Annotated in this window: 12 protein-coding genes and 1 pseudogene; 5 read left to right on the forward strand and 8 right to left on the reverse strand. The window is 73.5% G+C overall.

Going from position 1 to position 13,176, the window contains the following annotated elements:
- Window positions 1-53: 53 nt before the first annotated feature.
- Complete coding sequence (locus ACFYST_RS32295; RefSeq protein ID WP_387867559.1) at window positions 54-1,313, reverse strand: MFS transporter; 1,260 nt, start codon at window positions 1,311-1,313, stop codon at window positions 54-56.
- Window positions 1,314-1,394: 81 nt separating this feature from the next.
- Between ACFYST_RS32295 and ACFYST_RS32300 the strand changes: the two genes are divergently transcribed.
- Complete coding sequence (locus ACFYST_RS32300; protein WP_387867562.1) at window positions 1,395-2,381, forward strand: ArsR/SmtB family transcription factor; 987 nt, start codon at window positions 1,395-1,397, stop codon at window positions 2,379-2,381.
- A 7-nt stretch (window positions 2,382-2,388) separates the two neighbouring features.
- Here the strand turns inward: ACFYST_RS32300 and ACFYST_RS32305 are convergent, their stop codons facing one another.
- Window positions 2,389-3,027, reverse strand: coding sequence for a hypothetical protein (locus tag ACFYST_RS32305; protein WP_387867565.1), 639 nt, complete (start codon window positions 3,025-3,027; stop codon window positions 2,389-2,391).
- 195 nt (window positions 3,028-3,222) lie between these two features.
- Here ACFYST_RS32305 and ACFYST_RS32310 point away from each other — a divergent pair, with 195 nt between their 5' ends.
- Both ACFYST_RS32310 and ACFYST_RS32315 read left to right on the forward strand, forming a co-directional pair.
- The gene (locus tag ACFYST_RS32310; RefSeq protein WP_387867567.1) at window positions 3,223-4,023 is read left to right on the forward strand and encodes a hypothetical protein; all 801 of its coding nucleotides are present in this window, start codon (window positions 3,223-3,225) and stop codon (window positions 4,021-4,023) included.
- Between the two features lie 82 nt (window positions 4,024-4,105).
- Window positions 4,106-4,618: a SigE family RNA polymerase sigma factor gene (locus ACFYST_RS32315; protein ID WP_387867570.1), complete on the forward strand. Its 513-nt coding sequence runs from the start codon at window positions 4,106-4,108 to the stop codon at window positions 4,616-4,618.
- A 149-nt stretch (window positions 4,619-4,767) separates the two neighbouring features.
- Here ACFYST_RS32315 and ACFYST_RS32320 read toward each other — a convergent pair whose 3' ends face one another.
- The gene (locus ACFYST_RS32320; RefSeq protein ID WP_387648680.1) at window positions 4,768-5,982 is read right to left on the reverse strand and encodes a geranylgeranyl reductase family protein; all 1,215 of its coding nucleotides are present in this window, start codon (window positions 5,980-5,982) and stop codon (window positions 4,768-4,770) included.
- 361 nt (window positions 5,983-6,343) lie between these two features.
- On the opposite strand from ACFYST_RS32320, the gene ACFYST_RS32325 reads away from it, so the two are divergent.
- Window positions 6,344-6,889, forward strand: coding sequence for a carboxymuconolactone decarboxylase family protein (locus tag ACFYST_RS32325; protein ID WP_387867572.1), 546 nt, complete (start codon window positions 6,344-6,346; stop codon window positions 6,887-6,889).
- Window positions 6,890-7,006: 117 nt separating this feature from the next.
- Here ACFYST_RS32325 and ACFYST_RS32330 read toward each other — a convergent pair whose 3' ends face one another.
- The 4 genes from ACFYST_RS32330 to ACFYST_RS32345 form a co-directional block, all read right to left on the reverse strand.
- Window positions 7,007-7,909, reverse strand: a complete 903-nt coding sequence (locus ACFYST_RS32330; RefSeq protein WP_387867575.1) for an aminoglycoside phosphotransferase family protein — start codon at window positions 7,907-7,909, stop codon at window positions 7,007-7,009.
- A gap of 6 nt (window positions 7,910-7,915) precedes the next feature.
- The gene (locus ACFYST_RS32335; protein ID WP_387867577.1) at window positions 7,916-8,632 is read right to left on the reverse strand and encodes a DUF4184 family protein; all 717 of its coding nucleotides are present in this window, start codon (window positions 8,630-8,632) and stop codon (window positions 7,916-7,918) included.
- Between the two features lie 106 nt (window positions 8,633-8,738).
- Window positions 8,739-9,770: an NUDIX domain-containing protein gene (locus tag ACFYST_RS32340; protein WP_387867580.1), complete on the reverse strand. Its 1,032-nt coding sequence runs from the start codon at window positions 9,768-9,770 to the stop codon at window positions 8,739-8,741.
- Window positions 9,771-9,890: 120 nt separating this feature from the next.
- Entirely contained in the window at window positions 9,891-11,309 is a 1,419-nt protein-coding gene (locus ACFYST_RS32345) for an acyl-CoA synthetase (RefSeq protein WP_387867582.1), read from the reverse strand.
- Window positions 11,310-11,603: 294 nt separating this feature from the next.
- On the opposite strand from ACFYST_RS32345, the gene ACFYST_RS32350 reads away from it, so the two are divergent.
- Complete coding sequence (locus ACFYST_RS32350; protein WP_387648653.1) at window positions 11,604-12,977, forward strand: S8 family serine peptidase; 1,374 nt, start codon at window positions 11,604-11,606, stop codon at window positions 12,975-12,977.
- Window positions 12,978-13,054: 77 nt separating this feature from the next.
- On the opposite strand, the pseudogene ACFYST_RS32355 reads toward ACFYST_RS32350, so the two are convergent.
- Window positions 13,055-13,176, reverse strand: a pseudogene (locus ACFYST_RS32355) (electron transfer flavoprotein subunit alpha/FixB family protein); the annotation flags it as partial.

Consider the following 13,176-nt stretch of genomic DNA (forward strand, 5'->3'; position numbering starts at 1 on the left):
GGTGACGTTCCTCGACGAACCGTCACCCGCGCCGCCGCAGCCCCGGAAAGAACTCAGCGCCGCCGCACCACCAGCGTCATCCCGAAGCCCGCCGCGGCGAACAGCGCGCCCAGCAGCAGCCAGCCGACCGTCCCGTTGGCGATCACCACCGAGGTGATCAGCACCGGGCCGAACATCATCGCGCCCGACATGCCGGTGTTGAACACGCCCTGGTAGGCGCCCTGCGAGTGCTCCTTCGCCAGGTCGTAGCCCAGCGCCCACGCACCGGCCTGGCTGTACACCTCGCCGAGCGCCTGGAGTCCGACGCCGGCCGAGATCACCAGCGCCGCCACCCAGCCGGGCAGGCCCGCGGCCAGCGCCAGCACCGCGCAGGAGCCGGCCACCAGCAGCGCGCCGCGCCGGAAGACCCGGGCGGCCGCGCCGATCTCCTCGGTGCCCCGGGTGGCCCGCACCTGAAGGGCGATCACCAGCACGGTGTTGACCAGCAGCGCGCCGGCCGCCATCCAGCGCGGCGCGTCGGTCTCCCGCACCACCCACAGCGGCACGCCGACCTCGATCATCACGAACTGCAGCGTGATCACCGCGTTCAGGCCGGTCGCCGCCAGGTAGCGCCCGTCCCGCAGCACCGCCAGCATCCCGCCCTCGGCCTTCGCCCGCGCGGCCTGCTCGGCGCTGCGCCGCGGGACGGGCACCATCAGCAGGTACATCACCGCGATCACGCCGTACGTCACGCCGTCGAACAGCAGCGCCGTCAAGTACGCGCCCCGGCTGTCGAGTTGGAGCACCGCAGCGGCGGCGACGGTGCCCAGCCCGATGCCGATGTTGGTGACCGAGCGCAGGTACGCCCGGCCCGCCACCCGGCCGTCCTGCGGCAGCACCTCGGCGAACAGCGCGCCGCGCACCGCCATGCCGCCCCGGTCGGTGGCGGCCACCAGGCAGGCCAGCACCGCGAACACCGCCAGGTCGTGCACCAGCACGTACCCGACCGAGCACACCCCCTGCGCCACCAGCAGCACCACCAGCACCGGCTTGGGCCCGAACCGGTCGGACAGCCAGCCCGCCGGCATGCCCGCCGCCAGCCCGAACGCCCCGGCGACGGTCAGCACCACGCCGACCTGCGCGACCCCGAACCCGAGGATGCGGGTGAAGAACAGCACCGACAGGGTCATCGACAGGCCGTTGCCGGCCGTGTTGATCAGGGTGATCACGGACAGCCGGCGCAGCACCGGGTCCTGGGGCAGCAGCCGGGCGAACCGGCTGGGGGCATGGCTGGGCAACGCGGCCTCGTCGGCCGCGACTTCAGTGGCGGTCATGATCCGATCAGACCGGGTACGGAGCGCTCGTGGTATTGATTTAGCCCGGGTCTGAATCCACGGCCCGGACGGGGGCACACCATGACGTTGCGGTTCCGGCTGGGCCTGGCCGATCTGGCCGGCACGTACTTCACCTGCTCGCCGCTCCAGGAGACGGTGCTCAGCCTGCGGATGTGGACGCACCCGGGCCAGTACCCGCACGGGGCCGCGTTCGAGGCGATGCGCCCGGCCTTCGAGGCACTGCCGGCGGCGCCGCTGCTGCGCGCCCTGGTGGCGAGCAACAAGTACGTACCGGACTTCATGACGCCCCGCCCGAGCGTCCCGTTCCCGGACTTCGCGGCCGAGCTGGCCGTCGTCCGCTCCTTCGAACCGGCCCGGCTGCGGCGCGAGTTGGAGATCACCTTCCTGCCGCACGACCGCGCGATACCACCGCTGCTGGCCGCCTACGACGACCGCCCGGCGGAGCTGATCCAACTGATCGCGGACGCCCTGGAGCAGTACTGGACGCGGGTGCTGGAGCCCAACTGGTGGCCGCGCGCCCGCTCGGTGCTGCACGCCGACATCGTGCACCGCGCCCGGGTGCTGGCCGAACGCGGCGCGGCCGGCCTGTTCGCCGACCTCGACCACCGGCTGCGCTGGACGGACGGGGTGCTGACCATCGACCGGAACTGGGGCGACGGCGACCTGGACATCGTGGTGGACCGGCGCGGCCTGGCCCTGCTGCCGACCTGCTTCGCGCGCGGCGCGATCACCGCGATCGGCCCCGACCTCACTCCGTCGATCAGCTACCTGGCGCGCGGCCAGGGCAACCTGACCGGCCCCGCCGACCCGCCGCCCGCGCCGCAGGCCCTGGAACAGCTGCTCGGCACGCCCAAGGCCCGCCTGCTCACGCTGCTCCAGGAACCCACCGCCACCACCGAGTTGGCCGTCCGGCTGGGCGTCACCCCGGGCGCCGTCAGCCAGCACCTCTCCGTCCTGCACGCCACCCGCCTGGTCACCCGCGCCCGGCACGGCCGCCGGGTGCTGTACGCGCGCAGCCCGCTCGCCGAACAGCTCCTCGGGCCCTGAGACCTCGTCAGCAGAACGCCATGACCGCGCCGGTCTCCACCGAGTGCCGGGCCGCCCGCATCAGCAGGAGGCAGATGAACGACTCGGTGCCGTAGCGCCGCCAGCCCTGGGGCTCGGGGACCTCGCCGTCGAGCACGGCGGTGACCTCGTCCGAGTGCGGGTCGAGCTCCTCGGGCAGACCGAGCGCAGCGGCCACCACCTTCAGCTCCGCCAGCAGCCGCACCGAGGACCCGAGCATCCCGCCGGACAGCTCCTCGTCCATCAGCACCGGCCCGAAGTCGACGGGCACGTAGTAGCCCTCGCAGTCCGAGTGGTGGATCAGGTGGTCGAACCGGCCCGGCGGGTCGTCCGGGATGTCGTAGTACGCCTCCCTCAACTCCGGGTCCTCGGAAGCCCGTTCGCCCTCCGCCAGCGGCTCGGGCAGCTGCCCCTTCGCGGCCAGGTGCGCGGCGACGCGGCGCAGCGTGTGCAGCCCCGAGTACCCCCACACGCGGTCGCTGAACCGCGGCCCCGCCTCCGGCTCCTGCCAGGTCGGCAGGCCCTCGCGCTCCAGCACGGCGCGGATCGTCACGCACTCCGCGCGGAACCACTCCGCCACGTCGTCCTCGGCGCCGATCAGCGCCCCCACCATCACGTCGAGTCCCATGCCGAGGATGCTGCCAGCCGGCACCGACAACCGGCGGATCCCGTCGTCAACTCCCTTCCGATACATCACGGTTGGGTAACGGCAGCTCCTTCGTGTGACCGCGCGCATCCCCGCACCCGTGTAGAGCTCAGAGCCGCGTTCGAGCGGGTCCGCATGGCCGGCGTGCGCAGATGACGACAGAAGGTGAGTCAGAGAATGAAGGACTTCCGTACGGACCTGAGTGACGAACTGACCGCGCTGACGCCGCCGCCCCTGGGTGACGTGGTGGCGGAGGCGACCAGGAAGGGCCGCCGCGCCCGCCGGGTGCGGACGGTCGGGCAGGTGGCCGGGTCGGCGCTGGCGATGGCGGCCGTCGCCGTGCTGGTCGGCGGCCAGTTGCACGGCGCCGGTGGCGGGAACGGGCTGGTCGGCCCGGCGGCCGGCGGCGCGCCCGCCCTGGCCGCCTCCGCAGCCTCGACCCCGTCGCCGGCGGCGTCCGGCGCCCTGGTCCGGGTGAGCGGCGCGGCCGTGCTCTCGACGGTGCTGGACTCGCTGCCCGCCGGCCTGGAGACCAGCGGATACGCCGCGAACGACGCCACCGAGGCGCACGGCAAGTACGCCGCCGACGTCCCGCTCGCCCAGGTCAACGTCCGGACTCCCCAGGGCCTTGGCATGATGCGGATCTTCGTCGGCACCGCGTCCCCCGACGCCAAGTGCTCGACCAGCGACGGCTGCCGGCGGGACAAGTACGGCCAGCAGGTCCGGGTCCAGCACATGGACGACAACTGCATCCAGAACACCGTGGTCACCGTCCGCCACGCCGACGGCACCGCCGTCACCGTGCAGATGGCCAGCTGCCTGGCCCGGGACGGCAAGGTGAACGTGCCCGCCGTCGTCCCGCTCACCGAGGAGGCCGCCGCCGAACTGGCCGGAAACCCCGCCTTCCACAACATGATGACCCCCGCCCAGGGCGCGGAGGCCGCCGCCCGCTTCCCGGCACTCCCGCAGATCGGCTGACCTGCCCCAGTGCGGCCCCGGGCCTCCGGGGCCGCACTCCCTGCCCGGAATCCATCGCACGCACGATCGGGGAGCATCACTGGTGCGGAAAGAAGCAGAGTTCACCGCGTTCGCCGAGGCCGGGGCGGTCAGGCTGCGCCAGATCGCCTACCTGATGTGCCGCGACTGGCACCTGGCACAGGACCTCACCCAGACGACGCTGACCAAGATGTACCTCGCCTGGCCGCGGATCACCCGCCGGGACCTCGACCCGTTCGGCTACGCACGCAAGGTCCTGCTCAACAGCCTGCTCGACCACAAGCGCCTGCGCAGCACCGGCGAGTTGGCGGTCGATCAGATCCCCGACCGGGCCCCCGACACCGGCCACGACAGCGCCTCGGCGGACATCCGGCTCACCCTGATCGACGCTCTCGCGCTGCTCACCCCCAGGGACCGGGCGATCGTGCTGCTGCGCTACTGGGAGGACCACACCGTCGAAGCCACCGCCGAGATGGTGGGGGTCAGCAACTCCGTGGTGAAGACCCAGAGCATGCGCGCCCTGGCTACCCTGCGGGCCCACCTCGGCGAGGACCGCGCCGATCTCTTCGCTTCCTGATACTTCGTCCGGTCCCCAGCCCCCGCGCCCCGCCAGGGGCGCGGGGAACTGCGCGAAACGGAAGGCGCCCGACAGAAAGATCCGCCCGAGGAAGGGCTCTCCCCTCCCCGGGCGGACCCAGGACCACGTCAATTTGCGGACGCGTGTCCTCAACGTCCCGCGACCGACGCCAACTTCCGCGCCGCCCGGTGGTCCCGCATGATCTGCGCGAACGTCGTGTGACCCTGCGTGGTCCGCGCGAACGCCCGCCAGGCCGGGTTGATCAGCGAGACCGCCAGGTGGAACATGTGCGGCCGCTTCTCGAACGAGTCCAGCATGATCTTGCCGGCCCGCATCTCCACGCCCAGGCCCGCCTTGATCGCGAACGAGTAGTTGAGCGCCTGCCGCCGCACGTCCGCCGCCCCGTTCGCCTCGGCAACCTGCACGGCCCACTCACCGGCCAGCCGGCCCGAGCGCAGCGCGTACGAGATGCCCTCGCGGGTCCACGGCTCCAGCAGCCCGGCGGCGTCGCCGGCCACCAGCACCCGGCCGCGGGACAGCGGCGAGTCCTCGGCCCGGCAGCGCGTCAGGTGCCCGGACTCCACCAGCGGCTTGAACCCGGACAGGCCGAGCCGCCGGATGTAGTCCGCCAGGTACTGCTTGGTCTGCTCGCCCTGCCCGCGCGCCGAGATCACGCCGACCGTCAGCGTCCCGGAGTCGGTCTTCGGGAACACCCACCCGTACGAGCCGGGCAGCGGGCCCCAGTCCAAGTGGATCCGGCCGGCCCACTCGCGGGAGACCGCGTCGGGGACGGGGATCTCCGCCTCCAGGCCCAGGTCGATCTGGTCGAAGCTGACGCCGACGTGACGGCCGATCCGGCTGGCGGAGCCGTCCGCGCCGACCACCGCGCGGGCCTCCACCCGACGGCCGTCGGCCAGCGTCACGAACACGGTGCGGCTGTCGCCGCCCTGCTGCTCGACGCCGGTCGCGGTGACGCCGGTGAGCAGCACCGCGCCGGCCTGCTCGGCGGCCTGCACCAGGCGCAGGTCGAACTCGTCGCGGTTGACCACGCCGAACAGCATCCGCTTCGAGCGCCGGGTGCGGGTCCACTTGCCGTTCAGCGCGAAGGTGACGGCCGAGATCCGGTCCTGCAGCGGGAGCTTGAAGTCCGGCGGCAGCGAGTCCCGGGACGGGCCGATGATGCCGCCGCCGCAGGTCTTGTACCGGGGGTGCTCGGCCTTGTCGAGCAGCAGCACCCGCCGGCCCCGGGTCGCGGCCGCGTACGCCGCCGACGATCCGGCCGGTCCGGCGCCGACCACGACCACGTCCCACACCTCGTCGAGCAGCGCCGTCTTCTCGGCGTCCGCCTCCGCATCGGTGCTCACGCTCTCCGCCGACGCAACGTCCGACGGCTCGTCCGACGGCTCGTCCGACGGCTCCGACGGCTCGTCCGCCACGGCGTCCAACGATCCGTCACCGGCGTCGTCGGCAAGGGCCGCGACCGGCTCGACGGGGTCCAGGTCCTGGGTGCTACCGGTGTCAGTCACGGTCGCCCATCCTAATCTGCCCGCCCGGCTCTCCGGCCAGGACCCGCCCTTGCCGAACACCGGCCGAACAGCAGCTGGAAGACAGCCGGACGACGGCCGGAGGACGCGCCCCCAACCGGCCCGCCGCCTACCCACTGTGACGGCACAACCGCAGGTCAAGGGCTTGCCAAGGGCCTCCCGAACCGGTTCAGTAAAGGCCATGCCGCATATCGAGCTCCCCGCCCCCCACCCCGGAATCCGGGGCCTGCTCTCCTTCAACCCCGCGTCCGGCCTTCGCCTGAGCGAGCTCGCCGAACAGATCCTGCGCGGCGAATCCCCGCTGTCCGTCGGCGAACGCGAACTGATCGCCGCCTACGTCTCCTCGCTCAACTGCACCCGCTACTGCGCGGCCGCCCACGGCGCCACCGCCGCGCACCGCCTGGACGGCGACGTCGCCCTGGTCGACGCCGTCCAGAACGACCTGGCCACCGCCCCCGTCTCCGACCTGATGCGGGCACTTCTCCAGCTCGCCGACAAGGTCGCCGAGAGCGGACTGTCCGTCACCGAGCAGGACATCGCCGCCGCCCGGGCCGTCGGCGCGGACGACGCGACCATCCACGACACCGTGCTGATCGCCGCCGCGTTCTGCATGTACAACCGGTACGTCGACGGCCTCGCCGCCCTCACCCCCGACGACCCCGAGACGTACCGCATGATCGGCGCCCACCTCTCCGACCACGGCTACCTCCCCCAGCCCGGCGAATAACCCCTCCCCCGCCGCCCGGACACCCTCCCGGGCGGCGGCCCACCCGGGCGGCGGCCCACCTCACAACTTGCCGAGGAAACGCTCCAGTTCGGCCCCGTCCATCGACCTGTGCCGGCGTCAAAGCCCCCGCAGGACACGGTCGAGCGCCGCCCGCCCCGCCGGCCCCCAGTTCGACTTCCCGCCGGGCAGGCCGCGATCCCCGTTCTGCCCCATCAGCATCAGGAACAGACTCTTCATCGCGGCCAGCCCACGCGCCCGCCGGACCGACCCCTCGTCCGCCTGCCCGTACCTGTCGAAGAACCGCGAAGCCCCACCCTCCGGAAGCAACAGCCAGGCCGCCGCGAGGTCCCAGGCCGGATCCCCCGCGAAGACGTCCCCGAAGTCGACGACGCCCGCCAGCGTCCCGTCCGCGACAACGACGTTCGCCGGATGCAGATCACCGTGCACCCACACCCGCGGCCCGTCCCACCCCGGAGCCGCAACCGCGTCCTCCCACACCGCCCGGACCTCGCCCTCGGCGAACCGGCCGCCGAGATCCACCGCCCCAAGGAAGTACTCGAACCCCTGCGTGCACTCCGCCGGGTGCCCCCCACGGTCCGACGACCCCGGCGCCTCCGCCGGCGCCGCCACGTGCAACGCCTTCAGGAAGCCCGCCAGCGCATCAGCCGCGTGATCGCCCCGGGTGATCACGCCGTGATCCAGCGGCGTGCCCTCCACCCACGTCATGACGGTCCAGATCTTCGGAAACCGCCCCGACGGCACCCCGTCCCGCACAGGCACCGGAATCGGCAACGGCAACCGCGCGGCGAGACCCGGCAACCACCGCCGCTCCTTCAGCTGCGACTCCGGACCGCTGTCCATCCGCTGCACCCGAACCGCCAACTCACCCCCGAGCCGCCACATCTGATTGCCCCACCCACCCGCCACCTCACGAATGGGCAACCCGGCCAGATCCGGATGCTGCTCCCGCAGCAGCTCGCGAACCAGGCCCTCGCTGATCTCGATCTCGGCTTCGGTCATGCGCAGTCACGGTACTTGCACGCCCCTGCCCGCCACCTCGCAGCCCCGCGCCGCACCCAACAGCGCCGCCCCGACCGCCAGCCCCGCGCCGCCACCGAAGCACGCCTCGTCCACGACGCCGCGCTCGCCACGCCGCACCCGCTCGATCGCACCCAGCAGCGTCGCGGCGGTGAGCAGCCCGGCGGTGCGGCGGTCGGCGGAGCACCAGGGCCCGGCGTGCCGGGCCAGCAGGGCGAGGCCGAGCAGTGAAGTCCCGTACTGCAGGCCGGTGTACAGCGGAACGCCGCCGACCCGCCGTTCCAGCACGGGCAGCGCCCGGACGCCGGCCCGGCCGTGGTGGGTGAACGCGTCCCAGACCAGGTGGCTGACCGCGCCGACCGCCACCGCCCCGGCGGCGAACGCGAGTTCGCCCGCCGCCGGGCGCCCCTCGGGCACGACGTCCGTCCACGCCCCGGGAACGGCCTCGCCGACCGGGCCCCGCCATGCCCCGTACCAGGCGGCGACCAGCCCGGCCCCGATCGCCACATCGAGCGTCCCGGCGGCCCACCACCGGTGCGTCAGATCGCCGTGCCGGTACACCCCGGGCAGCACCGACTCGGCGAAGAACGGCACATCGGGCGCCATCGCCCCGGCCACCAGCCCGGCCGCCACCAGCGCCCCCTTCCGACGGGCACTCCGCAACCCGGGCAGCACGGCCGCAACATGACTCAACGTGAACGGCATGCCCGCATCCTCCCAGCCCCCACCCCTGCCCGACCCGTCAACGCGCAGTCCCGGCCTCCGCCCGAGCGCCCGCCGCACCCGCCGGCAGCCGCCCCGCGAGGCCCTCTCATCGCGCGGGCGCAGCCCCCGTCGCCGCCCGCCGCCCGCCCTCCAGGTACCGCAACTCGCCTTCCGCGCGCGCCTCCAGCGCGGCAACGAGCCGGCGCAGCCGAGTGGCCGGCAGCATCTCCGCGGCTTCCCGCAGTGTGGCGAAGTGCCAGTCCCGGAGCTCCCCGGTCGGCAGGCGCAGCCGCAGCACCTCGGACGGACCGAGCCGCCCGCCGTCGTAGACCAGCCGCAGGCCGCCGCGGCCGCCGCCCGCCCCGGGTTCCCAGTCGACGGCGAGCAGGAGCAGTTCCTCGGGGCGCAGTCGCAGGCCGAGTTCCTCCGCCGCCTCCCGAACGGCGGCGGCGGTCGGTGATTCGCCGCGTTCGACGACGCCGCCGGGGAACTCCCAGTGCGGTTTGTACGCGGGGTCGACCAGCAGCACCCGGTCCCGGTCGTCGAACAGCAGGACGGCGGCGGCGACGGTGTCTCCGCTCCCGCCCTCGGTGCGCACGATCGGACAGCGCGCGGCGCCGCTGCGCACCACTTCGGCGATCCGCTCGGCGGTCTGTTGCGGTGTCAGCAGACCGTTGTCGATCATCCGTGCGTCCCCGGCCAGCCAGCCCCGCGCGATCAGGTACGCGGGCAGCGCCTCCCGGCTGCGCACCCGAAGAGCCGCGTCCCCGGTGCCGATCCGGTCCCGCAGAATCGTTTCGACGGGGTCGAGGACGACGTGGTGGACGGGGAGGCCGCGCCCGGCCAGCGAGCCGAAGATCTCGTCGCGGTGTTCCTGGCGCAGCAGCGTCATCGGGACGAGTACGGGGCCGGTCGCCTCCTCGGCCAGCGCGGCGGCGGTCTCGGCGACCAGTCGCCGCCACGCGGGCAGCTCCTGCGGGTCGGTCACCTCGGCGAGGCGGCCGGGCGGCAGGGTGGCGCGCAGCAGCGTCCCGACGGTGTCCGGCTCGAACAGCACGCTTCCGGGCAGCAGCCCGGTCAGCTCCCGGCAGGCGGTGGTCTTGCCCGCACCGAATGCCCCATTGACCCAGACGATCACAGTATCCCTGCCCCTCCGTGGCCGCCCGGCCGGTCCGCCGGGCAGCGCGGGGCCCGGGCCCCCACGCCATCCCAGTGGTACCCACTCCCCGCCGCCCTGAAAGGACCGGCCGGACAGGCCCTACGCGTCCGGTTCGAGCAGCCGCTTCTTCAGCACCTTGCCCATGGCGTTGCGCGGCAGGTCGTCGACCAGCACCACCCGCCGGGGGCGCTTGTGCACGGACAGCCGCCGCGCCACGAAGTCGACCAGCTCGCCCTCCGCCAGGTCGGTCCGCCCGGCGACCACGTACGCGACCACCACCTGCCCGAGGTCCTCGTCGGGGGCGCCCACCACGGCGGCGTCCGCGACGCCGGGGTGGTCGCGCAGCGCGGCCTCCACCTCGCCCGCGCCGATCCGGTAGCCGCCGCTCTTGATCAGGTCGACGGAGGCGCGGCCGACGATCCGGTGGAAGCCGTCGGGTTCGATCACGGCGACGTCGCCGGTGCGGAACCAGCCGTCGGCGGTCCACGCCTCGGCCGTCGCCTCCGGCCGTCCGAGATACCCGTCGAACAGCGTGGGGCCCTGGATCTGGAGGTCGCCGACGCTCTCGCCGTCGTGCGGCAGCGGCTGCCCGCCCTCGCCGATCAGGCGGGTGCGGACGCCGGGCAGGGGCACGCCGACCGCGCCGGGCCGCCGTTCGCCGTCGGCGCGGGTGGCGACGGTGATCAGCGTCTCGGTCATGCCGTACCGCTCGGCGGGGGCCTGGCCGGTGAGCCGGCGCAGCTGTTCGAAGACGGGAACGGGCAGGGGGGCGCTGCCGGAGACCAGCAGCCGGGCGGCGGCCAGCTCGCGGGCGGCGCCGGTGTCGGCGGCGATCCGCGACCACACGGTGGGGACGCCGAAGTACAGGCTGCCGCGGGCGGCGGCGTACCCGGCGGGGGTGGGCCGGCCGGTGTGCACCAGGCGGCTGCCGGTGCGCAGTGCGCCGAGGACGCCGAGCACCAGGCCGTGCACGTGGAACAGCGGCAGGCCGTGGACGAGGGTGTCTTCGGCGTTCCACTGCCAGGCGTCGGCGAGTCCGTCGAGTCCGGCGGCGACGGCGCGGTGCGGGATCAGCGCGCCCTTGGGGGCGCCGGTGGTGCCGGAGGTGTAGAGCACGAACGCGGTCCGGTCGGGGTCGTCGGCGACGGGCCGCCACGTCCCGCCCGGCCGGTCGTCGAGCCGGACCGGAAGGGCCGTCAGCCCTTCGGTGTCCTCGGGCAGCCGGGTGCCCGCCAGCAGGGTGGCGGCGCTGTCGCGCAGGATGTGGGCGCGTTCCAGCGGCCCGGAGTCGGGCGGCAGCGGCACCACGGGGACGCCGGCCAGCAGTCCGCCGACCACGGCCACCACCGTCTCCGCCTCGGGCCGGGCGAGCACGGCCAGCGCGGGTGCCCCGGCGACCCGTTCGGCGACCGCCCCGGCAGCACCCAGCAGTTCCTCCCGGGACAGCGCCCGCCCGTCCACCACCACCGCGTCCGCGCGGTCGCCGTACCCGCCGTCCAGCGCCGTCAGCAGCCTCATGCCGTCACCCCGTACCCATCGCCCAGTGTCCTCAGCTGTCCCATGCCGCCCGACTCTACGAGCCGGGGCCGCCGGAGTACACCTGCGGCACCGTTCGCCTGGCGGCGCGTCATCGCCCGTGCTGAGCTGGGGCGTTACCGATTCTCTCCACTTCCTTTACCGAATCCGGTGGCCGATCGGAACCATCCCGACCGCCCGTCTCGGACTATGGTCCGGCCCCGCCGGGCCCGGTGGGATAGGGGTCGCCCCGACCGGTACGGCCGGGAACCGTCTCTTCGAGGAGTCTCCTTGGGCATGCACCCCGCCACCGCGGGTCCCCGACGCTCGAACGCGCTGCGTGCCGCCGCGCTGCTCGCCGTCGGGGCCACCGCCCTGACCGGCGCCACCGCGACCGCCCGGACGGCGGCCGACCTGCACCTGCCGGCCGCCTTCCACCTGCGCCCCGCCTCGGCCGGGCACATCGACGCGGTCGGCCGGACCGCGCCGATATCGACGTCGGACTGCGTGTCGCAGATCGGCATCCACTGCTACTCGCCGCTCCAGTACCGCCAGGCCTACAACCTGAACCCGCTGTACCAGCAGGGCGTCACGGGCAAGGGCCGCACCATCGTGATCGTCGACTCGTTCGGCTCGCCGACCATCCAGCACGACCTGGAGGTGTTCGACAAGCAGTGGGGCATCCCGGACACCCAGGTCGAGGTGGTCAAGTGGGGCAACGTCCCGGTGTTCGACCCGTCCAACCCGGACCACACCGGCTGGGCCGGTGAGACCACCCTGGACGTCGAGTACGCGCACGCCGTCGCCCCGGACGCGCACATCGTGCTGGTGGAGACCGGCGTCGCGGAGACCGAGGGCGTCACCGGCCTGCCGGAGATGATGGACGCCGAAAAGTCGATCATGCAGCACCGCGACGTGGACGTGATCTCGCAGAGCTTCGGCGCCACCGAGAACACCTTCCCGGGCTTCGACAAGGGCGACTTCAAGTCCATCGAGAGCCTGCGGTACGCCTTCAAGTTCGCCGCCGCGAAGGGCGTCACCGTCCTGGGCGCCTCCGGCGACAACGGCGCCACCGACGCGATGGAGAACGGCACCGACCTGTACCCGTACCGGGTCAACTCCTGGCCGTCCTCGGACCCGTTGATCACCTCGATCGGCGGCACCCAGCTGACCCTGGACAACAACGGCAACCGCACCGCCCCGGACAAGGTCTGGCACGACGACTACGGCGCGGCCGGCGGCGGCGCCTCCGGCGTCTTCGACCGCCCCTGGTACCAGGCCGGCGTGGCGAACGTGACCGGCAACCACCGCGGCACCCCGGACATCTCGATGAGCGCGGCCGTGGACGGCGCCGCCTGGACGTACGAGTCCTACGACCCGACCCGGGTCGGCTGGCACCTGACCGGCGGCACCAGCGAGGCCACCCCGATCTTCTCGGGCATCGTGGCGCTCGCCAACCAGCTCGCCGGGCACCGCCTCGGCCAGCTCAACCCGCGCCTGTACGCGATGGCCGCGCTGCCCCCGCAGTGGAGCGGCATCACCGACGTCTCCGAGAGCGACAACTCCTGGAACGGCGTGACCGGCTACAAGGCCGTCAAGGGCTACGACCTGGCGTCCGGCCTCGGCACCATCGACGCCAACCGCTTCGTGCGCACCCTCGCCGGCCGCTGACACCCGGCCCCACCCAAAAAGGGCGCGGCCCCCGGGATCAACTCCCGGGGGCCGCGCCGCAGTTCAGCCTCGACAGGTCAGCCCTTGCGGGCCTTGACCTCGGCGGTGAGCTGGGGCAGGACGGCGAACAGGTCGCCGACGACGCCGTAGTCGACGAGTTCGAAGATCGGCGCCTCGGGGTCCTTGTTGACCGCGACGA

This window comes from Kitasatospora sp. NPDC004614, assembly GCF_042873675.1.
Lineage (GTDB): Bacteria > Actinomycetota > Actinomycetes > Streptomycetales > Streptomycetaceae > Kitasatospora.